Origin of the sequence: Pandoraea sp. LA3 (assembly GCF_022696215.1) — a bacterium.
Classification (GTDB): domain Bacteria; phylum Pseudomonadota; class Gammaproteobacteria; order Burkholderiales; family Burkholderiaceae; genus Pandoraea; species Pandoraea capi.
Window position 1 is genome coordinate 358,919 of sequence record NZ_PTPY01000041.1, and the last position, 22,631, is coordinate 381,549.

Annotated in this window: 20 protein-coding genes and 1 pseudogene; 4 read left to right on the forward strand and 17 right to left on the reverse strand. The window is 64.4% G+C overall.

Features of this window, described 5'->3' with window-relative positions; translation table 11 throughout:
* The first annotated feature begins 2 nt into the window (after positions 1-2).
* Complete coding sequence (locus C5N93_RS28075; RefSeq protein WP_242561856.1) at positions 3-1,262, forward strand: hypothetical protein; 1,260 nt, start codon at positions 3-5, stop codon at positions 1,260-1,262.
* Positions 1,263-1,309: 47 nt separating this feature from the next.
* On the opposite strand, the gene C5N93_RS28080 is transcribed toward C5N93_RS28075, so the two are convergent.
* From C5N93_RS28080 to C5N93_RS28100, 5 genes are all read right to left on the reverse strand, one after another.
* Positions 1,310-2,512 carry a glycosyltransferase gene (locus C5N93_RS28080; RefSeq protein WP_242561857.1) on the reverse strand — a complete coding sequence of 401 codons (1,203 nt, stop codon included), beginning with the start codon at positions 2,510-2,512 and terminating at the stop codon, positions 1,310-1,312.
* A complete protein-coding gene (gene hpnA / locus C5N93_RS28085) occupies positions 2,509-3,504 on the reverse strand; it encodes a hopanoid-associated sugar epimerase (protein ID WP_242561858.1) in 996 nt (331 codons plus the stop codon). Before hpnA ends, C5N93_RS28080 begins: the two co-directional genes overlap by 4 nt.
* Positions 3,505-4,626 carry an adenosyl-hopene transferase HpnH gene (hpnH, locus tag C5N93_RS28090; protein WP_242561859.1) on the reverse strand — a complete coding sequence of 374 codons (1,122 nt, stop codon included), beginning with the start codon at positions 4,624-4,626 and terminating at the stop codon, positions 3,505-3,507.
* 23 nt (positions 4,627-4,649) lie between these two features.
* Positions 4,650-5,609: a 4-hydroxy-3-methylbut-2-enyl diphosphate reductase gene (gene ispH / locus C5N93_RS28095; protein ID WP_069343590.1), complete on the reverse strand. Its 960-nt coding sequence runs from the start codon at positions 5,607-5,609 to the stop codon at positions 4,650-4,652.
* Between the two features lie 358 nt (positions 5,610-5,967).
* Complete coding sequence (locus tag C5N93_RS28100) at positions 5,968-6,609, reverse strand: ABC transporter substrate-binding protein (RefSeq protein ID WP_242561860.1); 642 nt, start codon at positions 6,607-6,609, stop codon at positions 5,968-5,970.
* A 253-nt stretch (positions 6,610-6,862) separates the two neighbouring features.
* Between C5N93_RS28100 and C5N93_RS28105 the strand changes: the two genes are divergently transcribed.
* Positions 6,863-9,508, forward strand: a complete 2,646-nt coding sequence (locus C5N93_RS28105; RefSeq protein ID WP_242561861.1) for an MMPL family transporter — start codon at positions 6,863-6,865, stop codon at positions 9,506-9,508.
* Between the two features lie 80 nt (positions 9,509-9,588).
* Here C5N93_RS28105 and dxs read toward each other — a convergent pair whose 3' ends face one another.
* From dxs to C5N93_RS28515, 8 genes and pseudogenes are all read right to left on the reverse strand, one after another.
* Positions 9,589-11,493: a 1-deoxy-D-xylulose-5-phosphate synthase gene (gene dxs / locus C5N93_RS28110; protein WP_242561862.1), complete on the reverse strand. Its 1,905-nt coding sequence runs from the start codon at positions 11,491-11,493 to the stop codon at positions 9,589-9,591.
* Between the two features lie 31 nt (positions 11,494-11,524).
* Positions 11,525-12,598, reverse strand: a complete 1,074-nt coding sequence (locus C5N93_RS28115) for a 2-aminoethylphosphonate aminotransferase (RefSeq protein ID WP_242561863.1) — start codon at positions 12,596-12,598, stop codon at positions 11,525-11,527.
* 82 nt (positions 12,599-12,680) lie between these two features.
* Entirely contained in the window at positions 12,681-13,868 is a 1,188-nt protein-coding gene (gene aepY, locus C5N93_RS28120) for a phosphonopyruvate decarboxylase (RefSeq protein ID WP_069343585.1), read from the reverse strand.
* Positions 13,861-15,564, reverse strand: coding sequence for a phosphoenolpyruvate mutase (aepX, locus tag C5N93_RS28125; protein ID WP_242561864.1), 1,704 nt, complete (start codon positions 15,562-15,564; stop codon positions 13,861-13,863). Before aepX ends, aepY begins: the two co-directional genes overlap by 8 nt.
* Positions 15,561-16,325, reverse strand: coding sequence for a phosphocholine cytidylyltransferase family protein (locus C5N93_RS28130; RefSeq protein ID WP_069343583.1), 765 nt, complete (start codon positions 16,323-16,325; stop codon positions 15,561-15,563). Before C5N93_RS28130 ends, aepX begins: the two co-directional genes overlap by 4 nt.
* A 15-nt stretch (positions 16,326-16,340) precedes the next feature.
* Positions 16,341-17,363, reverse strand: a complete 1,023-nt coding sequence (locus tag C5N93_RS28135) for a flippase-like domain-containing protein (RefSeq protein WP_069343582.1) — start codon at positions 17,361-17,363, stop codon at positions 16,341-16,343.
* Positions 17,364-18,068: a 2OG-Fe(II) oxygenase gene (locus C5N93_RS28140; RefSeq protein ID WP_150722319.1), complete on the reverse strand. Its 705-nt coding sequence runs from the start codon at positions 18,066-18,068 to the stop codon at positions 17,364-17,366.
* 222 nt (positions 18,069-18,290) lie between these two features.
* A pseudogene (locus C5N93_RS28515) lies at positions 18,291-18,899 on the reverse strand (CDP-alcohol phosphatidyltransferase family protein); the annotation flags it as partial.
* A 401-nt stretch (positions 18,900-19,300) separates the two neighbouring features.
* On the opposite strand from C5N93_RS28515, the gene C5N93_RS28150 reads away from it, so the two are divergent.
* Positions 19,301-20,056, forward strand: a complete 756-nt coding sequence (locus tag C5N93_RS28150; RefSeq protein ID WP_150722147.1) for an SDR family oxidoreductase — start codon at positions 19,301-19,303, stop codon at positions 20,054-20,056.
* Between the two features lie 111 nt (positions 20,057-20,167).
* Here C5N93_RS28150 and C5N93_RS28155 read toward each other — a convergent pair whose 3' ends face one another.
* The 4 genes from C5N93_RS28155 to C5N93_RS28170 form a co-directional block, all read right to left on the reverse strand.
* Entirely contained in the window at positions 20,168-20,515 is a 348-nt protein-coding gene (locus tag C5N93_RS28155) for a hypothetical protein (protein ID WP_039409540.1), read from the reverse strand.
* Positions 20,516-20,691: 176 nt separating this feature from the next.
* A complete protein-coding gene (locus C5N93_RS28160; protein WP_242561865.1) occupies positions 20,692-21,042 on the reverse strand; it encodes a cupin domain-containing protein in 351 nt (116 codons plus the stop codon).
* Positions 21,043-21,102: 60 nt separating this feature from the next.
* On the reverse strand, positions 21,103-21,942 hold the full coding sequence (locus C5N93_RS28165; protein WP_242561866.1) for a siderophore-interacting protein: 840 nt from the start codon (positions 21,940-21,942) through the stop codon (positions 21,103-21,105).
* Positions 21,942-22,370, reverse strand: coding sequence for a PadR family transcriptional regulator (locus C5N93_RS28170; protein ID WP_242561867.1), 429 nt, complete (start codon positions 22,368-22,370; stop codon positions 21,942-21,944). Before C5N93_RS28170 ends, C5N93_RS28165 begins: the two co-directional genes overlap by 1 nt.
* On the opposite strand from C5N93_RS28170, the gene C5N93_RS28175 reads away from it, so the two are divergent.
* Positions 22,359-22,589: a hypothetical protein gene (locus C5N93_RS28175; RefSeq protein WP_242561868.1), complete on the forward strand. Its 231-nt coding sequence runs from the start codon at positions 22,359-22,361 to the stop codon at positions 22,587-22,589. The two genes, C5N93_RS28170 and C5N93_RS28175, sit on opposite strands and share 12 nt — an antisense overlap.
* Positions 22,590-22,631 lie beyond the last annotated feature (42 nt).

Genomic DNA, 22,631 nt, shown 5'->3' on the forward strand with positions numbered 1-22,631 from the left:
CCATGATTGGTAGCATCTCGAACCCTGGCGCTCTGACGCCTGCCTCGACCGTGGCGAATGACGTGCCGACAACGCGGCATAATGCGGCGGAATCGGCGATGACGTGTCCGACGCACGACACATTGCTGGCTTTGCGGCCGAAGTACCTCCATGCCACGCTGCAAACATGCACCTATATCTCGACGACGTTGCGTGATCTGCCGGATCCCGCTGCGTCGCAAGTTCCGGGTGACGCTATCGGCGCGTTGATTGACAGGCTTTACTCGCAGACGCCAAAACCATCCGGTGTATCGGGACGTTCGATCTACTTCGTGCTGTGCTTGTTTGCCTACGAAGAAAGTCTCGAAAATATCGACGTCGAGACGCGGGAGACGATCAGACAGTTCGTCGAACGTATCAACGACACATACACGACACGCATGGAATTCTTGTCGCCTGCTGCTGCCTACAAGTTATGGTGCGATCAAGAAGCCGATGAAGCCATTGAAGCCGCTCGGGTCTGGCAACTGGCCAGTGACGAAGTCTTCGGCAGCGACGTCGAGAGTGCCTTTGCCGAGGGGCCCGAATTTTCGGAGCCACCGGCCGCCCAGACGTTGTTCGATCGTATTCGCGACTTGGCGCGAGAGATTGCCGAGGTCGCCTACCGGTGGCGTTTTGCCGGGGTCGGGGTGGCGTGGACATGGAGCGTTGCCACGAGCCGATGGCGCGCCGCATGTCCTGAACGTCTCGGCCTACCGTATATCGTGTCGAGTCCTGCCGACGAGGCGCGATCCGCGCGAGCCATGCCGGCCGTGCCGCAACTGAAGCCTTCCACGCCATTGCAGACGGCCCTGGTGGCGCTGAGCCTGAGCGCACCCGTCTCGCGTCCCGGCGATGCGCCTGGCATGTGCCCGCTGATCGATCCGAATCTGGCGTACGCGTTGGCATTGTCGCGTCTGGAAGCCGCCATGCCGCCAATGCCTGCAATGTCGTCCGCCGGTCTGGGTCATCACCGGTTCTATCGCGAGGCGTTGGACGAACCGAGAGCATTGCGGCGGCGTCCAGAGACGAGTGAGGCGCAGATCAGAGAGAGGCTGCCCGAGTCACGGCGTCGGCATGCCCTGCAACGCGCGTCCGACGAGGCACGCGCAGCACATCGTGCACGCGCCCTGCCGTCGTCGCAAGGCGAGGCGCCGGACGCGGCCTCTAATGATCGGACTTCCGATCGCCGGGCGGCCGCGGTGGCGCTTCACCGTCGAATCACGCAGCGTTTGGGCGAGTGAGGCGGAACGATCGAGACCGAGGCGTCCTGCTTTTACCCTGAAGGGATTCAGTTCGACGACGACTGCTGGCCGCGCGCCTGCGCGCGGCCTTTCCACATGCCGCCACGGCCGCGCCAGTGTTGCAGCGCCGAGTCGAACGTGAAGACCGTGTAGAGCGCAGCCACCAAGGGCAGCAGCGGCCCGAAGCTCGATGGCTGGCGGTAGAAGCGCAGCATCGGCAGATACGAGGTCGTCATGGCGATCCACGCGAAGAGGCCCAGCCATTGACCAATGCCCGAGCCGAAAATCGTCATGACAGGCGGCACGATGAACGTGAGCAGCAGTGACACGATCGTGCCCGCCAGCAGCACCGGCGAGTACTGCAACTGCGCGTAAGCCGTGCGCGAGACCATCTTGCGAATCTCGCCGAGATTGTCGTACGGACGCACGCTCACCGCACGCTCCGTCAATCCCAGCCAGATCGAACCCTGCTTCTTGAGCAGGCGTCCCATGGCGCAGTCGTCGATGATTTCGTCGCGAATGGCTTCGATACCGCCGCCCGCTTCGAGCGACGCGCGATGAATCAGCATGCATCCGCCGGCAGCGGCGGCCATCTTCTTCTTCGGATCGTTTACCCACGAGAACGGGTAGAGCATCTGGAAGAACAGCACGAAGGCCGGGATCAGCGTGCGCTCGAACCACGCCGTGCAGCGCAGCTTCGCCATGAGCGAGACGAGCACGCGGTTGTCGCCGGTCGCGCGCGTGACGAGACGGCGCACGTTCTCGGGCGTGTGGGCGATGTCGGCGTCGGTGTGAAGCAGGTACGTCGGCGCGATGCCGTCGTCGTTCGTCGCGGGGTCGCTGGCGAACGCCACACCCTGACGAACGGCCCACATCTTGCCGGTCCAGCCGCCGGGCAGGGGCTGGCCGCTGAGCACGTCCACGCGGCGCGTAAGACCGTCGGCCGCTGCACGCGCAGCCGCTTCGCGGGCGAGATCGGCGGTGCCGTCGCTGCTCTGGTCGTCGACGACGACGATGCGAAGACGGCCGGCGTAATCCTGACGGCACAGCGATTCGACCACCTGACCGATCGATTCAGCCTCGTTACGCGCAGGAATGACGACGGCCACGGCAGGCCATTCGGCCGGTGCGGGCAGACGGTCTTCGTCGAGATCGTCGCGCTCACGCGCACGCCAGAAGCCGCCTTGCGAGCTCAGCAGATAAATCCAGATAGCGAGCGACAGGGCGGCGATCCAGGCCAAAACAGTCATGAGAGATATCCGGCAGAACCAAACCAGGCGAGCGCGTCGCGCAGGCCTTCGGGGTAAGCGCGGGCGGTGTAGCCCAACTCGCGCCTGGCCTTCTCGGAGGAGAAGAACATGTGATAACGCGACATCTTCAGGCCGTCCACCGTCACGAACGGCTCCTTGCCGGTGAAGCGCGCCACGCCTTGTGCCGCCATTGCCAGCGGGTAGAGCGGCCAGCGCGGCAGCGCGATCTTCGGGGCCTTGCGTCCGACCATGCCGGCGATGCTCGCGAGCATGTCGCGCAACAGCACGTCGTCGCCACCGAGGATGTAACGCTCGCCGATGCGCCCGCGTTCGAGCGCCAGCAAATGGCCTTCCGCGCAGTCGTCGACGTGCACGAGATTCAGGCCCGTATCGACGAACGCCGGAATCTTGCCTTGAGCGGCCTCGACGATGATGCGTCCGGTCGGCGTGGGCTTGATGTCGCGCGGGCCGATGGGCGTGGAAGGATTGACGATGACGGCGGGCAAGCCTTCGTTGGCGATCATGCGCTCGACCAGACGCTCGGCCGCGACCTTGCTGCGTTTGTACACGCCAATGGTCGTCGCTTCGTCGTTCGGGGAGGTTTCGTCGACGGGGCCGACGGCGTCGTGCACGCGCAGCGTGGCAACGCTGCTGGTGTACACCACACGCCCGACGCCAGCACGCAGCGCCGCTTCCATCACGGTGCGCGTGCCGTCGATATTGGCCCGCATGATGTCGTTGGGATCTTTCGCCCAGAGGCGGTAGTCGGCGGCGACGTGGAGCAGGGCGTCCACGCCGGTCAGCGCGCGCTGCATGGAGGCGGCGTCGCGCATGTCGCCTTCCACGACTTCGACAGGCAGGTCGGCGAGGTTCGCGCGGGGGCTGGTGCCACGCACCAGCAGGCGAACCTCATGACCGCGCGCGAGCGCCGTACGTGCTACCGCAGAACCGACGAACCCGGAGGCGCCGGTGACCAGCACTCGCGACGGCATTTACGCCTTGGCCCGGCGCAATTCGTCGAGCTTGATCTCGACGTGCTTGGAGAACACGAACTCAGCCGGACGCTGCTTGGCGAACGAGATGTCTTCGGCCATCGCGCCTTCGGTACGCACGCCCTTGAGCGCCACACCGAGCGCACGCAGCGGGTGCGAGATCGTCTCGTTCACGGCCGTGGCTTCGAAGCCGCTGTGCACCATGCAGTCGGCGCACTTCTCGTAGTTACCCACACCGTACTTGTCCCAGTCGGTGGTGTTCATCAGTTCCGTGTACGTCTTGGCATAGCCTTCGCCGAGCAGGTAGCACGGACGCTGCCAGCCGAACACCGTACGCGTCGGGTTGCCCCACGGCGTGCAGTGATACGAACGGTTGCCGGCGAGGAAGTCCAGGAACAGGCTCGACTGGCTGAACGTCCAGTCCTTGCCGCCGTTGCCGCGCTTGAGAATGTCGCGGAACAGTTGCTTGGTCTTCGAACGGTTCAGGAAGTGCTGCTGATCCGGGGCGCGCTCGTAGGCGTAGCCCGGCGAGACGGTGATGCCGTCGAGGCCCAGGTCCTTCGTCGAATCGAAGAACTTGGCGACCTTTTCGGGATCGGCATTGTTGAACAGCGTGCAGTTGATGTTCACACGGAAGCCGCGCGACTTTGCCAGCTTGATGGCAGCCACGGCGCGGTCGTACACACCTTCCTGCGACACGGCGGCGTCGTGCATTTCACGGTCGCCGTCGAGGTGGATCGACCACACGAAGAACGGGCTCGGCTCGTAATCGTCGATCTTCTTTTCGAGCAGCAGGGCGTTCGTGCACAGATAGACGAACTTCTTGCGCTCGATGATGCCCTTGACGATCTGCGGCATTTCCTTGTGCAGCAGCGGCTCGCCGCCGGCGATCGAGACGACCGGTGCGCCGCATTCATCCACGGCATCCAGCGAGTCCTTGAGCGACACGCGCTGGTTCAGGATGGGATCCGGATAGTCGATCTTGCCGCAGCCCGAGCAGGCCAGGTTGCAGCGGAACAGCGGTTCGAGCATCAGCACCAGCGGATAACGCTTGTTGCCCTTGAAGCGTTGCTTCATCAGATAGGCGCCAACATACGCCTGTTGCAGGAAGGGGATGGCCAAGTTCGGCTCCTGTTCGTATAGCGTTAGCCAGCGACCGCGTGGCGTGCGGCGGCCGGCTCGTCTTTGGTCAATTCCGACGGCAAGCGGAACTGGATGGTTTCCTCGATGCCGTCCATGAGAGTCACTTCGACCGTGTCGATGCGACGCAGCGCGTCGATCACGTCTTCGACCATGCGCTCGGGCGCGGACGCCCCTGCGGTGATGCCGATGCGGGCTTTGCCGCGCACCCATTCCGGATTTACCTCGGAGCCATCGGCCACGAGATAGCTCGGCAGCCCCATTTCGGAGCCGATTTCGCGCAGGCGGTTCGAGTTCGAGCTATTCGTCGCCCCGACCACGAGCAGCACGTCCACACGCTCGCACAGCTCGCGCACGGCGGTCTGGCGATTCTGCGTGGCGTAGCAGATGTCTTTGGTATTCGGGCCGACGATATTGGTAAAGCGACGTTGCAGCGCAGCAATGATACCGCGAGTCTCGTCTACCGACAGCGTGGTCTGCGTGACATAGGAGACCGGCGTGTCGATGGCGAGCGGCAGGGCGTCGACATCGGCTTCGGTCTGCACGAGGTGCACCGGGCCGTCGATCTGGCCCATCGTGCCCTCGACTTCCGGATGACCGGCGTGACCGATCAGGATCACTTCGCGTCCGGCGGACACGTAGTTCTTGCCCTGAATGTGCACCTTGGTAACGAGCGGGCACGTGGCGTTGAGCACCTTGAGGCCGCGAATCTCGGCTTCCTGCTCGACGACGCGTGCGACGCCATGCGCGCTGAAAATGGTGACAGCGCCCGCAGGGGCTTCGGACAACTCGGCAATAAAGCGTGCGCCCTTCGCCTTGAGCGAATCGACCACGTGTTTGTTGTGGACGATCTCATGACGAACGTAGACAGGAGCGCCGTATTTTTCCAGCGCACGTTCTACGATCTCGATGGCACGTATGACACCCGCACAAAACCCGCGGGGTTGGGCAAGTAGGACTTGCATTCAGCTCTCCGGCTCAGGTCGGCCGGGATGGCGGTTTCTATCGGGTGTTCATGGCTCGCCACCTCCTGATCGGTGTGACGTCATGACGCACGCAAGGCCCTTTTCGATGGCAAATCGCGTGCACCCGTGGGGGGACCGCCGTCCGGTCGTTTGACAAGCAGCGATTGTAACCGCCGCCGCCAAATTATGCTGACGACCCCCTGTGGGAAAACGTCGGCAGGTGTTGCGTAAATGTTGACGAACCGGCGTCTATCTGGTTGGGATCTGCGCCGATTCGGATGCGATCCCGGTCGAACGTCGCTGAATGCCGGCCGGATCGGCCCGGCGGGCGGTGATCCGGAGCGCTAAATTATTGATTTTACTTGCCGAAACGATCGTTCTTCTCGTGCAGGTATGAAATCAGGCTATCGATGCCGCCCTGAGCGATGCGTGCCTTGAATTGCGGCTGGTACAACTGGATCAGCCAGGCGTTGGCCACGTTCTCGCCCATCATGTTGATGTCGTAGATCTTCCAGCCCTTGTCGGTCTTCGCCAGACGGTAGGCCACCGACAGATTGTCGCCGGGGCCGCTGACGGTCGCGCCGACCACGACATCGCTGCTGTTCGCGGTGAGTTTGGCCGGATCGAACTTGAAGGAGATGTCGCTGCCGCGCACCTGCGAGAGCTGCAATGCGAAGGTGTTCACGAGCAGTTGCTGGAATTCTTCGAAAACTCGTTTCTGCTGATCCGGCGTTGCGGCGTCGAATACCTTCGTGCCCACGGCGTAGCGCGTGGTGCGCAGGAAGTCGGCGTAGGGCAGGAAGTCGCGGGCGACGACCTTGGCCGTGGCGTTGACGTCGCCCGTTTTGGCGGACGCATCGGCCTTCACGCCCTTGACGACCGTCTCCACGGCCGTTTTCACCATGTCGTTCGGATTGGCGCTCGCCTGCGCCCAGGCGCTCGATGCGCCACCGATGCCGCTCAATGCGACGGCGGCAACCGTCACCAGAAATTTGTTCATGCCAGCTTGTCTGAGTCAGTGGAATTCGGAGTAGGCCGTAGTGTAGTGCACGTGATGCTCATGCGGCCCCTGTATACTGCTGCGATTTTGTAAATTCACCGTTTCGTCGCATTCCATGGGCTGATCGACGGGCATTGTCCCCGATTGGTTCCACATTTGTGCCGATGTTTAACCTTTCGTTACGCATGGGCCGATTGACGGGAAGGGCGCTGTGCCCGACGGTGAGACGTCTATTTTCTTCCGGAACCGCTACATGCTGACTTCGCTCGTCGTGCGCATCGTCCGTTTTTCGGCGAAGCACGCGTACCCGGTCATCTTCGCTTCGCTGCTACTCGTCGTGGCGAGTTGTGTGTATGTCGCCAAGCACTTTGCGATCAACACCGACATCTCCAGCCTGATCGATCTGAATACCGCTGCCGCCGAACGTGGTCGCGAAATCGACCGTGCCTTCCCGCAGAAGACTGACCTGACGCTGGCCGTTGTGCAGGCGCCTGCCGCCGAGTTTGCCGACAAGGCCGCAGCCGAACTCGCGAAGAAGCTGGAAACGGAAACTGATGTGTTCCGCACGGTGAGCCGTCCCGGCGCGGGGGAATTCTTCGCGCACAACGCACTGTTGTTCGCCTCGACCGACGACGTGAAGTCGCTCACCGGCAAGCTCGAAGACGCCAAGCCGCTGCTCAACCGTCTGGCTCAGGATCCGAGCCTGGCCGGGTTGTCGAACCTGCTGTCGGTGACGTTGCAGACGCCGCTGCTCACCGGGCAGGTGAAGCTCTCGGACATGACGCATCTGCTCGGTAACGCGGCCGATGCTTCCGAAGCCGTGCTTGCCAACGATCCGTCGCGACCGGCGGCGATGTCGTGGCGCGCACTCGTGGCCCCCGACACCGTGGCGCGCAGCTACGTGCAGGTGCAGCCCGTGCTGGACTACGCCGCCCTCGAAGCGGGCGCCAACGCTGCCACGCGGATTCGCGAAGCCGTCGCCGACCTGAAGCTGGCCGAGCGTTACGGGGCGACGGTGCGTCTCACGGGACCCCGTCCGCTGTCGGACGAGGAGTTCGCCTCGGTGCGTCAGGACGCCGGGCCGAACGCCGTCATCACGCTGCTGGCCGTGCTCGTGGTGCTCTGGCTGGCCGTGCGCTCGGGCAAGATGATTCTCGCAGTGTTTATCACGCTGCTCGCGGGGCTGGCCGTCACCTTCGCGCTGGGCCTGATGATGGTCGGCGCGCTCAACATGATTTCCGTGGCGTTCGCGGTGCTGTTCGTCGGCATCGGCGTGGACTTCGGCATCCAGTTCGGCGTGCGCTATCGAGAGGAGCGCCATCGTCTGGAACATGACGACGGCGTGGGCGGCGACGAACTGCTGCGCGGCGCACTTGCGCGTGCAGGCAAGGCGATCGCCATGCCGCTGTCGCTGGCCGCTGCCGCCACCGCAGCGAGCTTCTTCTCGTTCCTGCCGACGGACTATCGCGGCGTGTCGGAGCTGGGCCTGATCGCGGGCGTGGGCATTCTGTGCGTGGCGTTCCCGTCCGCCATTACGTTGCTCCCGGCGCTCATCAGCGTGTTCAAACCCAAAGGCGAGGCGAGCCCGCCGGGGTTCCGCAGCCTCGGTCCGGTCGACGACTTCACCGAAAAGCATCGCAAGCCGTTGCTCTACGGCACGCTGGCGCTGGTGATCGCCGGGTTGCCGTTGCTCGCGCATCTGCATTTCGACTTCAACCCGCTGCATCTGAAGGACCCGCACACGGAGTCGATGGCGACGCTCATCGACCTGTCGAACTCGCCGGAGGCGGGCGTCAACGACGTGCAGTTGCTCGCGCCCGATCTGGCCGCCGCCGATGCCGAAGCCGCCAAACTGCGCGCGGTGCCGGAAGTGGGGCGTGTCGTGACGCTCACGACGTTCCTGCCGGCGGATCAACCCGCCAAGCTGGCGATGATCGCGGCATCGGCGAAGTCGTTGCTGCCGGTGCTCACGCAAACGCCGCTCGCGAGCGTGCCGGATGCGACGCGCGTGTCGGCGCTCAAGACGGCGGCAGGCCAGTTGGAAGACGCCGCGCTGGACTATCCCGGCGAAGGAGCCAAGGAAGCACAACGGCTGGCGGCCGCATTACGCAAGCTCGCCGCAGCGGATCCGGCTACCCGCGACCGTGCCGATCATGCGATTGCCGATCCGCTGAAGCTCGCGCTCGGCCAGTTGCGCGACGCGCTGCAACCGCAGCCGGTCACGCGTGAATCGTTGCCGCAGGACATCGCCTCGCAATGGGTGGCCGCCGACGGACGCGCGCTCGTGAACATCTCCCCGCGTGTAGAGAAGGGTGCCGATCCGAGCGACGACGTGATGCTGCGCAAGTTCACCGAAGCGGTGCTGCGCACGACGCCGGACGCCGTAGGGGGCCCGATCTCGATCCTTCGTTCGGCCAATACGATCATCCGCGCGTTCATCGAGGCGGGCGTGTGGGCGCTGCTGTCGATCACCGTGCTGCTGTGGCTGGCGTTGCGCAGTTTCGGCGACGTGCTGCGTACGCTCGTGCCGCTGCTGGTGTCGGCGGCGGTCACGCTCGAAGTCACGGTGCTGATCGGTTTGCCGCTGAACTTCGCGAACATCATTGCGTTGCCGCTGCTGCTGGGGGTGGGTGTTGCGTTCAAGATTTACTACGTGATCGCGTGGCGGCACGGGCAGTATCGTCTGCTGGCGTCCGGGCTGACGCAGGCGATCGTGCTGTCTGCCGCGACGACCGGCATCGCATTCGGCAGCCTGTGGCTGTCGCACCACCCGGGCACGTCGAGCATGGGCAAGCTGCTGGCGCTCTCGCTGGTCTGCACGTTGATCGGCGCGGTGTTCTTCCAGCCGGTGCTCATGGGCAAGCCGCGCGATGGCGCGGCGCCGCCGCCGAAGTCCTGATGTCCTGATTCTCCTGCGCAATGAAGAACGGCACCGAAAGGTGCCGTTTTGCTGTGTCGTGAGGCCCGGTGCTGCGGTGATTACACGGCCTCGATCTTGCCGCCGAGACGCTCGGCCATTGCCCGCCGGATCGATTCGGCAATGCCTTTGGCATCGAGACCGACGGACGCAAGCTGCTGCGCCGGCGTGCCCTGATCGATGTACGTGTCGGGCAGCCCCAGTTGCAGTACCGGAACCAGCACGCCATGCGCATTCAATGCTTCGATGCACGCTGTGCCTGCACCGCCCATCACAGCGCCCTCTTCGAGCGTGACGACGAGATCATGCGTGCGTGCCATGTCGAGCACGGTCGCTTCATCGAGCGGCTTCACGAAGCGCATGTTGACCACGCTGGCATCGAATTCGTCTGCGACCTGCTCCGCCAATGCGACCATCGAACCGAACGCCAGAATCGCGACCCGGTGACCTGCCTGGGCGGCGCTCTGGCGACGCGTTTGCGCGCGACCCACGGGCAGCGTCGACAGACCGGCTTCGGTCTTCACGCCTGGCCCCGTTCCACGCGGATAACGCACGGCGCTCGGACCCTCGATGCCAAGCGCCGTCTGCAACAACTGGCGGCACTCGTTCTCGTCGGCCGGGGCCATGACCACCATGTTCGGAATGCATCGCAGATACGCGATGTCGTATGCGCCCGCGTGCGTCGCTCCGTCCGCGCCAACCAGACCGCCGCGATCGATGGCGAACAGGACCGGCAGGTTCTGCAAGGCCACGTCATGAATCAACTGGTCATAGCCGCGTTGCAGGAACGTCGAGTAGATCGCGACGACAGGCCTGAGACCTTCCGTCGCCAGTCCGCCCGCGAAGGTCACCGCATGCTGCTCGGCAATGCCCACGTCGTAATACCGTTCGGGAAAGCGCTTCTCGAACTCCACCAGACCGGAGCCTTCGCGCATGGCCGGTGTAATGCCGACGACACGCGGGTCGGCGGCGGCGGCGTCGCACAGCCATTCGCCGAACACCTGCGTGTAGGTCTTGGCGGAGACGGTACCCGGCGCGGCCGGACGGATGCCTTCGCTCGGATTGAATTTGCCCGGGCCGTGATACAGCACCGGATCGGCCTCGGCCAGCTTGTAGCCACGTCCCTTGCGTGTGACGACATGCAGGAACTGCGGGCCCTTGAGCGCCTTGATGTTCTCGAGCGCCGGAATCAGCGCGTCGAGATCGTGGCCGTCGATCGGTCCGAGGTAGTTGAAGCCGAACTCCTCGAACATCGTGCCCGTCGGCGAGACGATGGCCTTGGCGTGCTCTTCGAGCTTGTGCGCAAGCTCGCGCATCGGCGCGGGTGCGTTGCGCAGCAGGTTGCGTACGCTTTCCTTGCCCGCCGAGTAGAACTGGCCGGACATCAGACGCGTGAGGTACTGATTGAGCGCGCCGACCGGCGGCGAGATCGACATGTCGTTGTCGTTGAGCACGACAAGGAACGGCAGGTCGTCGTAGACGCCGGCATTGTTCAAGGCCTCGAACGCTTCACCGGCCGTCATGGCGCCGTCGCCGATCACGGCAATCGCGTGACGCTTCTCACCCTTGACCTTGCTCGCCAGCGCCATGCCCAACGCCGCCGAGATCGACGTGCTCGAATGCGCCGTGCCGAACGTGTCGTACGGCGACTCGTCGCGCTTCGGAAAGCCCGACAGGCCTTGCCACTGACGTAGCGTCGGCATGGCCTCGCGCCGCCCCGTGAGGATCTTGTGCGGGTAGGTCTGGTGACCCACGTCCCACACGATCCGGTCGTTCGGCGTATCGAAGACGTAATGCAGGGCGATCGTCAGCTCGACGGTGCCCAGATTCGACGATAGATGCCCGCCGGTGCGCGAGACGTTCTCGAGCACGCTGGCGCGCAGTTCGTCGGCTACACGTCGCAGTTCGGCGCGCGAAAGGGCGCGCAATTCGGTCGGGGAGTGGATGCTGGCTAGCAAATCGGTCATGGCTAAACGTCCTGAGCGCCCGTCTGCGCGCTTACTTCACCAGCTTGGCGAAGGAAGCCAGCAGGCGATCGATGTCGGCCGTCGTGAGGTTGCCCATCGTGGAAATGCGGAACAGTTCTTTCGACAGACCGCCCTGACCGGCGTAGATCACGAAGCCGTCGGCTTTCAGCCAGTCGTGCAGACGCGGATAATCGACCCCTGCCGGAAGTTTGTACGCACGCAGCACGACCGACGACTCGTTCGGCGGCAGCACGCTGTCGATACCCAGCGCGGCCAGTCCGGCGCGGGCCTGCTCGGCGAGTGCGCCATAGTGCGCGTGACGCTTTTCCCAGCCACCGGCGTCGGCCAGTTCGCGCAGCGCCTCGACCAGCGCGTAGTAAGCCTGTACGGACGGCGTGAACGGCGTGTTGCGTTCGGCCTGAAGCTTGGCCAGACGCGAGATGTCGAGGTAATACGTGCGGCTGAAGGCCTTGGCGAGCGCATCCTTGCGCACCAGCACGAACGACACGCCCGGCACGCCGTGCACGCACTTGTTGGCGGTCGCGGCCACGGCCACGATGCCCGAATCGTTGAAATCGATGGCTTCGGCGGCGAAGCTGCTCACACCGTCGACCAGCAGATCGATGCCGCGCTCACGGCAAACGCGCGCGATACCCGTCAGATCGTTCAGACGGCCGGTCGTCGTTTCGTGGTGGATGATGGCGACGTTCGTGTACGGACGATCGCCTGCCGCGTCGAGCTTGGCCACGATTTGCGCCAGATCCGGCGCCTGCATCCATTCGAAATGGATGACGTCGTGTTCGATGCGGTACTGCTTGGCGATCTGCGAGATGCGCTCGCCGTACACGCCGTTCTCGACGATCAGCAGTCGACCGTTTTCCGGCACGAGACCGGCCGTCATGCTCTCGACGGCAGCCGTGCCCGAGCCGGTCATCAGCACCGGCGTCCACACGGCAGGATCGAGGCCGTAGACGGCCGTCAGACGCTCGCGGGCTTCGTCCTGCAAGTCGAAGAATTCGGGCTCGCGATGGCACAGATCGGGTTGCAGCAGGCTTTTGCGAACGCGCTCGGTCAGGGTCACGGGGCCCGGATTCAGTAACAGCATGGCGAAGCTTCCTCGTCAGTTTTCAGCAGTTAAGCAGCATTTATGCGGCATTCATGCGGTGGTTAAGCCGCCATTCAGACGCTCAGGCCGAAGCCTGTGCGCGTTGTGCAATGTGATCCATCAGACGCGACTTGACGGCTTCCGGCGTGACCTTCGGTCGCGGCAGGCCGTCCGGCGTACCGGGGCGCGTAGTCAGGCATGCGAAGCGCGGACCGTCGTTCAGGCTGGCGGTGCGGCCGTCGAACAGTTGCTCGATGACGTCCAGCGTATCGCCTTCGAGCGCTAGCGCATAGCCGCTGGCCGCCGCCACGCCGGCAAACGACACCGTCGGCGACACCGTTGCCTGCGCGCCGGTCGAGTCATGCGATGCGTTGTCGAGCAGCAGATGCACGAGGTTCGACGGACCGTAAGCGCCCAGCGTGGCGAAGGCGCCCATGCGCATGAGCGCTGCGCCGTCGCCGTCGAGGGCGACCACGCGCAGGTCGGGGCGTGCCAGCGCAAGACCCAGCGCCAGCGTCGTCACGCAACCCATCGAACCGACCATGTAGAGCTGATTGGCGCGATCGTCGAGGGCATACAGTTCACGGCCGCAGAAGCCGGTCGAGGCCAGCACCACGGTGCCTTCGAGCGGTGTGTGGGCGATCACGCGGGCGAGGGCGTCGCGGCGCGTCGGCATGTCGGACGGGGCCACGCCGCGCACGACGGACACCGGTGCCGGTTGTGCCGGACGTGCCGGGCGCTCGGCCGGTTGCAGCGGGAACGATGCCACGCTGCCCTTTTGCATCACGAGTGCGTAGGGGCGGCCGGTCTCGTCCATGTGACGCACCGCGCGCTCCAGCGCCGGACCGATCGCTTCCGGCTCCGTCGGGAACAACTCCCAGGGCACTTCCATCAGGTCGAGCATGGCCGGCGTGATCGGCCCCATGAGGGCGTGTTGCGGCTCGTCGGTAATGCCCGGCTGGCCGCGCCACGTCACGATCAGCAACTGCGGCAGACGGAACGTCCACGTGAGCGACGTGAGCGGGCTCACGGCGTTGCCGAGGCCCGAGTTCTGCATCATCGTGACGGCACGCGCGCCACGGCCTTCACCGAGTGTCGCGCCTGCCGCGATGGCGACGGCGTCGCCTTCGTTGGCCGCCGACAGGTAATGCAGCGTCGGATCTTGCAGCACGTAGTTGATGAACGGCGTGAGGAACGAACACGGCACGCCGGTGTACCACGTGAAGCCGTGCTTGCGCGCGGCTTCGACGAACTGTCCTGCCTCAATCACCTTGCGTCTCCGGAGCGCCGCCGTTGAACGGCGTCTGGCCATGGGCGAAGTCGGCCGCGCGGCGGAATTCTTCCATGTCGTTCACACCGCGCCAGTGGCCGTGCACGTATTGCACTTCGATCCTGGCGCCATCGGCGGCCAGGGCGTTGATCAGCTCCGGCATGCCGAGCTGGTCGAAGTCGGCGCGCGTCTGCAATGCCGCGAACACGCGTTGCAGTTGCGCACGGCCGTTCTCGCCGCGCACGCCCAGCAGACCGATCCAGCGGCCGTTCGGCGCGCGTCCGGCGTCCGAGGCGTTGCCGCTGATCTTTTCGAGCAGCACCTGCTGGCCGAACAGACCACGGTCGTCGCTTCCCGAGCAGTACGCGAAGTCGCGCACGCTGGCGTTGGCGGCATTGGCTGCGGCGGTCGAGTCGACCACGACGGTGAAGTCGGCGTCGCTCTCGACCAGATCGCGCACGATGTAGCTGCGGAACAGCAGATCGCCGTACGAGATGACCGTGTCCTGCGTGAAGGCGTTGGTCACGCGCGCGAGCGAAGCCAGCTCACCGGTTTCGGCGTGGCGCTCGTTGATCGCCAGCGTGATGCCAGCGGTGTCGATGGCGTCGGCACGATAGCCGCCCACGACGGTAATGTCGTTCACGTTCTGCTTCTTGAAGCCGTCGACCAGCCAGCGCAGCAGCGGCTTGCCGGCGACCGGCAGCATGACCTTCGGACGATCGGTCGTCACACTTTCCAGATTCTTGCCACGGCTCGCGGCCAGCACGATGGCCGAGCGCGGTGCGTTGGCGGCGGACAGATAACGATCTTCGGCCTGCGTGTATTCGTCGGCATCCTGCAAACGGAAGATCTCGTCGACGGTCGCGACGCGGTCTTCGACGTTGATGAGCGTTTCGTTGCGATAGATATCGGCCGCGACCGATTGCATGGCCGAGGTGGCCGCGCGCATCAGGTGGTTCGCCCAGATCACGAGGCTGATGCCAGCCTCGCGGAACACGTCGGTCGGCGTGCTGTAGTACTTCGTCGGCACGATCACCAGCGGGCAGCGATTGCCCCACTCGCGGGCGAACTGCACGATTTCGTCGGCGCGCTTGAGCTTGCTGTGGATCAGGATGGCGTCGGCGCCGGCCTGACGATAGGCCTCGGCTCGGCGCAGGGCTTCTTCCATGCCCCAGCCGGCGATCAGCGCTTCGACACGGGCGACGATGGAGAAATCGTCGTCGGCCTGCGAATCCTTACCGGCCTTGATCTTGCCGCAGAACTCGTCGATATCGGCCAGCGGCTGACGCTCGCCGCCGATGAAGCTGTTGGTCTTCGGGAAGACCTTGTCTTCGATACACACGCCAGCGATGCCACGTTGCTCCAGCTTGCGCACGAGACGTCGCATGTTGTTGAAGTTGCCGTAGCCGGTGTCGCCGTCGAGCAGGATCGGCAGATCGCTCGCGTCGGCCATGAATTCGAGGTTGTCGACGACCTGCGTCCAGCTCGCTTCGTTGTTGTCGCGAACGCCGAACTGCGCCGAAATGGTCAGGCCGGACGCCCAGATGCCCTTGAAACCGGCTTCGCGCACGATACGTGCGGAGATGCCGTTATGGGCTTCCATCAGGAATTCGAGCTGGTTGCTGCGCAGCATGGCGCGCAGTTGTGCCGCGCGCGTGGCGGTCGGCGGGAGGGTGAATGCGTCGGGAGCGTTCATTCGGACACCATCGTGAGCGGTTCAAGTTGCGGCAGCACCTCATCAGCGGCGCGCTTCACATCTTCAGGGTAGTCGATTTCGATCCACGGGAAACCCGTGACATCGGCGGTTTCAAACTGTGCGCCGCGCTCGAGCAGCAAGTCGCGCACGGCTTCTTCGTGGGGCATCTTGGCGCGGCCAGATTCGACGTAATCGCGGGTGATTTCCGCCAGACGCGTGGCCGTCGCTTCGTTGAAACGGAAAAAGCCGACGGATTCGCCCACGGTGTCGTATTCCAGACCGACCATGACTTGCTTGCGCAGCTCGACCGGCACGCCGTCGCGCAGGCACAGCTTGACCGGCTCGTCGCCCACTTCGAAATCGCGGTCGATCAGCAGGCGGTTGGCCGTCTCACCGGCAACCAGCGCGTTGAAAATGCGCTGGTCGTAGAGCACGTCGGCATCCATCACGAGCACGTCGCCACCGGCGGTCATCGCTTCGGCCGTGACATGCAGTGTGAGCACGCTGCCCAGATTGAATTCCGGGTTGAGATAAATCTTGGGGCGCGGCGTCCAGTTCAGACGGTCGAGTTCCTCGCTCACCTGTTCGTGATGGAAGCCGAGCGCGAGCACGACGTCCGTGATGCCGGCAGCCGCCAGCATACGGAGGTGGCGCTCCAGCAGCGACATACCGTCGAACTTCAGCAGGCACTTGGGCGACTGCTGGTTTTCCGGCTGGAGCAAACGCAGGCCCATGCCTGCTGCGAGAATGATGGCCCGCATGGTCGATATCCTTCTTTAGAGCGGTGCAGTATCCGTGGCGGTCGGCATCGACACGCTTTGTTGCGCGGCGCGTTGGCGGCGCCAGCCACGTTCGGAGAAATGCAGATAGACGAGGCCCGGCACGCCGAGCAGCAGCTCGCGCGTACGTTTGGCCAGCGACAGGGCCAGCGCGGCGTCGGCCGGCAGACCAACGAGCGGGGCGAGCAGCAGGTAACCGCCTTCCTGCACGCCGAGCGAACCCGGCACGAAGAACGCAGCGCCGCGGATCGCCTGACCGAGGCTTTCGAGCAGCAGGGCGTCGACCCAGCTCACCGGGTGCCCGATGAATTGCAGAATCAGCCAGACTTCTGCCGTGCCGACGATCCAGCCCACCAGACTGAACAGGAAGCTGGCGAGGACCTGGCGACGATGGCCGTACATGCGCTGCACGATTTCGTCGACGGCATCGGCGCGGTCGAGCAGCGACGACCAGTCGCGCTTGGACGACATCTTCGAGAGCATGCGGAATGCCCAGCCGAAGATGCCGCGACGTTGCGCGACGTAAAACGCATAGAGCAGGGCGGAGACGAGCGCGGTCGCGAGCAGCATCGGCAACCACAGGCTATCGCCCGTGCGGTGCGATGCCCCGATACCGAACACGGCGAGCCCCAGCAGCGCGAAAACGATCTGTGCGACCGCCTGGAGCGTGGTGCTCACGGTGATGGCGGCGGCGGCTTCACGACCGGCCATGCCGCGCTGCTTCATCTGACGCACCATCGCGATCGGGCCGCCGATCTGACCGGCCGGCAGCAGGCTGTTGACCGATTCGCCGACCCAGCGGGTGAGCGTGGCGCGGCCCAGCGTGCACGACTTCGATACGAGCACCTGAATGGCGGCAGCGTCGAGCACCAGCGGCACGAGGTGGAAGGCCGCGATGGGCAGCAACCCCCAGCCGGCAACCGCCAGCGTAGACATCACCGATCCCGTGCCCTGCCAGATCAGCAGGGCGACGAAAAGGGCGAAACCGAGGGTGAGTGAAACGATAGCGGTCCGGTTCATTTAGCGTTTCGTCCGTCCAAAAATCTGACGAAACACTTGCCGGAAACCGAAATAGGCAATGGCGTCCTTCATGTTCGAGATGAATCGCTGCCAGGTGCCCATGCGCGGGTCGGTCACGTACTCGAACGTGAGCGAGATTCGCTCCTCGTTATCGCCGAGCGGCGTGATCCGGTGATGCAGTTTGTCCCCGTCGAAGAACACCAGCGCGCCCGGCGGATACGCCACGGCGCCATCGACTTGCGCCACGCCGGGATTGCGCGTGTGCAGCCGATATTCGAGCTTGCAGCTCGACTGGTCCACTACGCCGAGCAGCAGCGTGTAGCGGCGGCCCTTGTAGTAGGAAGTGTCATAGTGCCAGCCAATGTGATCGCCCGGACGCGTGTAGTAATACAGCGCGTACGCGTGCGGGTCGTCCTGCGGCGATGGCAGCAATTTCTCCCCGGCCAGACGCTCCAGAAAGCGCATCAGGGCGGGCGAACGATACAACTCGGCGACGAACGGGGCCAGCTCGTCGAGCGTATGACGGCTCACGCTGCCCCCCTGCTTGTGGCCGGGAAGGTAGTTGCGGTTCACGTTCGGCGTGACCGCGCGCGCGGCGGCGATCAGTTGCTCAGTGACCGACTGCGGCAGGAACTTCTCCATATAGATGAAGGCGTCCTGCGACTTGAATTCGCGGGTCACCCCGTCGAAGTCGATGGCGTCCATCGCGCGCTCGATCTCCGCGTCTGCGGCGAATGCGGCGGGCGCCATCGGCGCGACTGCCTCCGGCTGGGTCGTTTGGCCCGCATCGGCGGCAACCTTGGCGTCGGCCTTCGACGGCAGCGGACGACGCATGACGCGCACATAATCCGCCATCACCAGCAGCGCGAAAAGCGGCGCCCCGATGGCCGCGGCGATCAGGAAACCGCGCGTGCCGTCGAACAGCGTGACGAGCGGCATCAGGTACAGCACGTCTTCCGTCTCGAATCCGCCCACGGACGCCTGCTTCGTGCCCGATTTGCCGACGCGCTCTTCGATGCGCATGCGCAGGAAGAAGATCAGTGCCACGGCGACACCGGCGATCCAGCCGAGCGTCGAGGCCGACAGCGGCACCGGCAGCGGAAATTTGCCGGGCGCGGCCGCTGCCACGCCCATGCCGATACCGCCGAACAGCAGCACCGTCACGAAAGCGTCGGAGGCCAGATCGTAGAAGTGGCCGATACGGCTGGTCTTGCCGCTGATGCGGGCCAACTCGCCGTCCGTGTGGTCAATGAAGTTCGAGAGCACGAGCAGGATGGCGCCAAGGTTGGCCATCGCATAGCTGCCTTGTGCGAACGCCCACGTACAGACCAGTCCGACGATCAGACGAACGGTCGTGAGGTGATTCGGCGTGACCGGCGTGTTGACGAGGGGCGTGACCAGCCAGCGTGCCAGGCGCGCGTCATATTGACGCGGGCGCGGGGGCACAGGACGTGCGGTGTTGCTTGTGGCCGACGCAGCAGTTGGCGCCGAAATGATTTTCGGTATCGTTTCCATGAGGGGGGAATATATACCCATAAGGCGGTAATGTGCAGTGCACTTAAAACACCTGTGTTTACCGCGACAACCTTGGTGATTCAGGGCATTGACGCGCAATAAATCCCTGCGCTGCACTGCGAGCTGACCGTTCCTGGGGTCTTCGCCAGATGCCTTATTAATAGGCTAGGTGATAAGCGTTCCGAGTTCGCGATTATATTCCGCAATAGTCCATTTCGCTCCGGCGGCGCCCGGTGTCGTTTTGACGCACCGTCGAAGGGCCTTTCGTCCGTTCATCCCGCGTTTTCACGGTTTTCACCGGCGTTTGCCCGATCCACGCGAAAAAGCGACTTTTGTTCGGTATAGCGAGGTTCGGGGGATACGCGGATAATGGCGGTCCCCTCAGTCTATTTTTGCGGCGTTGTCCGACCGCGACTCTCCCCATGTCCCAAACGATTGCGATTCTTACCGGCGCTTCCCGTGGCCTCGGCGCGGCGCTCGCCCGTGGTTTGCTCACCCCTGGCACCCGACTTGTAACGCTCGCACGTCGCACGGACGACGAACTCGCCGCGCTTGCCAGCGCGCAGGGCGTCTCGCTTGAACAGATCGCCGTCGATCTCGCCGATACCGACGCCGCCGCGCAGACCGCCGAGCGTATCTTCGCCGCGCTGCCGCGCGATGCCGGCCGCTATCTGCTGATCAATAACGCAGGCACCGTCAATCCGGTCGCCAACACCGCTGCGCTGACCGAACCGGCGGCCATTGGCGCTGCGTTCGCGCTGAACGTCACGTCCGTCATGCTGCTCACGGCGCGTTTCCTCGCCGCCACGCAAGGCCTCGCCGCCAAGCGTCAGATCGTCAACATCTCGTCGGGTGCCGGTCGTAACCCGAACGCCGGCTGGGCGGTCTACTGTTCGACCAAGGCGGCGCTGGATATGTATACGCGTGTGGTCAATGCGGAGCATCGCGAGCATGGCGTGCAGGCGATCTCGCTGGCCCCGGGCGTGGTGGACACCGGCATGCAGGAGACGATTCGCAGCAGCAGCGTGGAAAGCTTCCCGGCGCTGGCACGTTTTCAGGAGATGAAGGCGAGCGGCAAGCTGTCGACGCCCGAAGACGTCGCCCGACGCATTCTGGCGCTCACCGAGCGCGACGATTTCGGTCAGACCGAGATCGACGACATCCGTAACTACGCCTGAAACGCGTAATAAAACACCGGTCAGCGTCGCCGCTGGCCGGTGTGTCGTCATGACGCGGCATCGCGATGGGAGGACAGCGAGCGTTCCCCGGCGCCTGCGTCATCGATCGGCCTATTGCTCCGTACTCGTGATAAAGACGCTGCCGTTGCGCTCCGGTGCATACAGGATCAGCGTGGGTGCGTGAATGTCGAAAGCGCGCTCGCAGGCTTCGGCGAAGGAATCGAATTGCACGGCCCAGGCGCCGTTGCGCACATAGCAGTGCGTGATGGTGTCGGTGCGCCGGTCGAATTCCTGACCGAGAAACACACCCTGTGTGTAGCACCAGACGACGAACCCGTGAAAGTCCGCCTGCTCCGGTGCGCGAAACACACGCCAGCGAGCATCGTCCCGTCCGGCCTGACGCGCCGTCGCGCCCGCTGCCCAACGTTCGAAACCGTCGTGTCGTTTGCGTTGCTCCATGTCGTCGTACCCCCTATGGGTGAACCGCCCTCCGGGTGCCGAAATTCGACATCCCCGGGCGCGTTTTCATAGTCGGAATTTGTTCCCGGCATTTCTATCAGGCAATTCCGAAAGACGGCAGGGAATTTCTCCAAAGGGACAACGAACGGGGCGAAAAGCGGGACGCCGCGCGCCGGTCAGTCGTAGTGAATCGCGAGCCAGACGGTCGTCTCGCCCTGGGCAGTCCACTCGACCCGGTGACGGCGACCGGCCTCGATAGCGATGGTATCGCCGGGCTGCAACACGAGCGTCTGTCCCGGCGCATCGTCGAAGGCGAGGCCTGCGCTGCCCGTGAGCAAGACGACCCACTCGTGCTGCGGCTGGTCGTACCAAAAACCCTCGGGCGATGCCTGTCCGGTCGAGACGATGCGCTCGACGCGCATCCCCGGGCGTGCGATCAGCGTGTCGAATTGCTCGGCCGCCGCCGGATCGGGGCGCGAGGGCAGGCCGTCGAACAGGTTGTTGTCGGGCAGCAGTGGCTTATTCATACGTAGCAAGCGCTCTTTCTTCAGCGGGGGATAGAAAGCATACACGTGCTGCCCCCGGGCTCAGTCGTCCAGATTTTCGTGAACGGCAGCGTCGCCGCGACGCCAGTAAGCCGCCGCCTTGACCCATTTCGGATTCAGCCCGCGATCCTCGACGAGGTGACGTCGCACGGCTTTCGCCACGCTGGCCTCGGCCGCCACCCATGCGTGCAGGTCGCCGGAGGGCAAGGTCGCGACCTGAAGGGCGTCGATCAATGCGGTGCTCTGGCCCGCCGGTGCGCCTTCGCGGTAAATCCATTCGACCACGACATCGGCTTCGCTCGAAAAGCGCAGGCGGTCCGCCGGGCTATCGACTTCCGCAAATACGAAAACGAGTGCGCCGGCCGGCAGCTCGGCCAGACGTCGCGAGATCGCGGGCAGCGCCGTATCGTCGCCGATGAGCACATAACCGTCATAGTTCATGGGAATGACGAACGAGCCGCGCGGGCCGCCGACACCAAGCTTGTCGCCCGGTCTGGCCGAGCGTGCCCATTGCGTTGCGGGGCCGGACTCGTGCATCGCAAAGTCGATCACGAGCGTTTTCGAGTCGGCGTCGTATTGACGCGGCGTGTAGTCGCGCATCAGGCGCGGTGCGTCGCCCGGCGCCGGTTTCGAGAGTCCTTCCGGGCCCATCTGCGGCACGGCCAGTTCGCCGGTCTCGGGATTCGGGAAGAAGAGTTTGACGTGATCGTCGAAGCCGGGGCTGGTGAAGCCCGCGAGATCGTCGCCGCCGAGAGTCACGCGCAGCATGTTCGGCGTGAGGGTTTCGATGTTGCGCACTTCGAGCAGGCGAAAGCGCAGTTCGTGACGCACGCGCTGCGGCGTGCGATCGGGGGTGACGTGCGGTGCAGCGTTGTCTTGCATCAGAGTCGCTCCAGTTGTTGTGCGGCCGCGTCGAGAATCGCGGCGAACGCGTTGGCTTGTTCGGTCGTGAGCGGCTCAGCGCCCAGACGCAAATGCACGGCGTATTTGAAGTTATGCAGCGCGCGCATGACTTGCGGCGGCATGTCCTCCGAGCGCTCGCGGCGTGTCGCGAGTCGGGCCAGCAATTCCGTTACCGAGTCCTCGTTCTCGGCCAGATACTCGCGGCCGGTGTCGGTGATCTCGTAAGACTTGCGCTGGCTGTCGCCGGTGTTCTCCTGCACACGGATGTAGCCCATTTCCTCAAGCAGGGTGAGCGTCGGGTAGACGACGCCAGCACTCGGGCTATACGTTCCGTTCACGCTTTCTTCGATGGCTTTGATGAGTTCGTAGCCGTGACGCGGTTGTTGTGCGATCAGATGCAGCAGCACGAGGCGCAAGCCGCCGTGACTGAACAGGCGACCGCCGCCACGACCACCCCGGCCGCCGCGTTCGCCGCGCTCACCACGACCTTCGTCGCCGCGCCCGAAACGCCCCTCACCATAGCCTTCGCCACCGCCGCGCCGTCCATGACGCCCACCGCGTCGTTCGTCGCCAAAATCCATTTTGTCCAGGTCCAACGGGCCTCGGCCCATGAAATCGCCACGTGATCCACGCATGATGCGACTCCTTATCGATGTAGTTAAGACGTG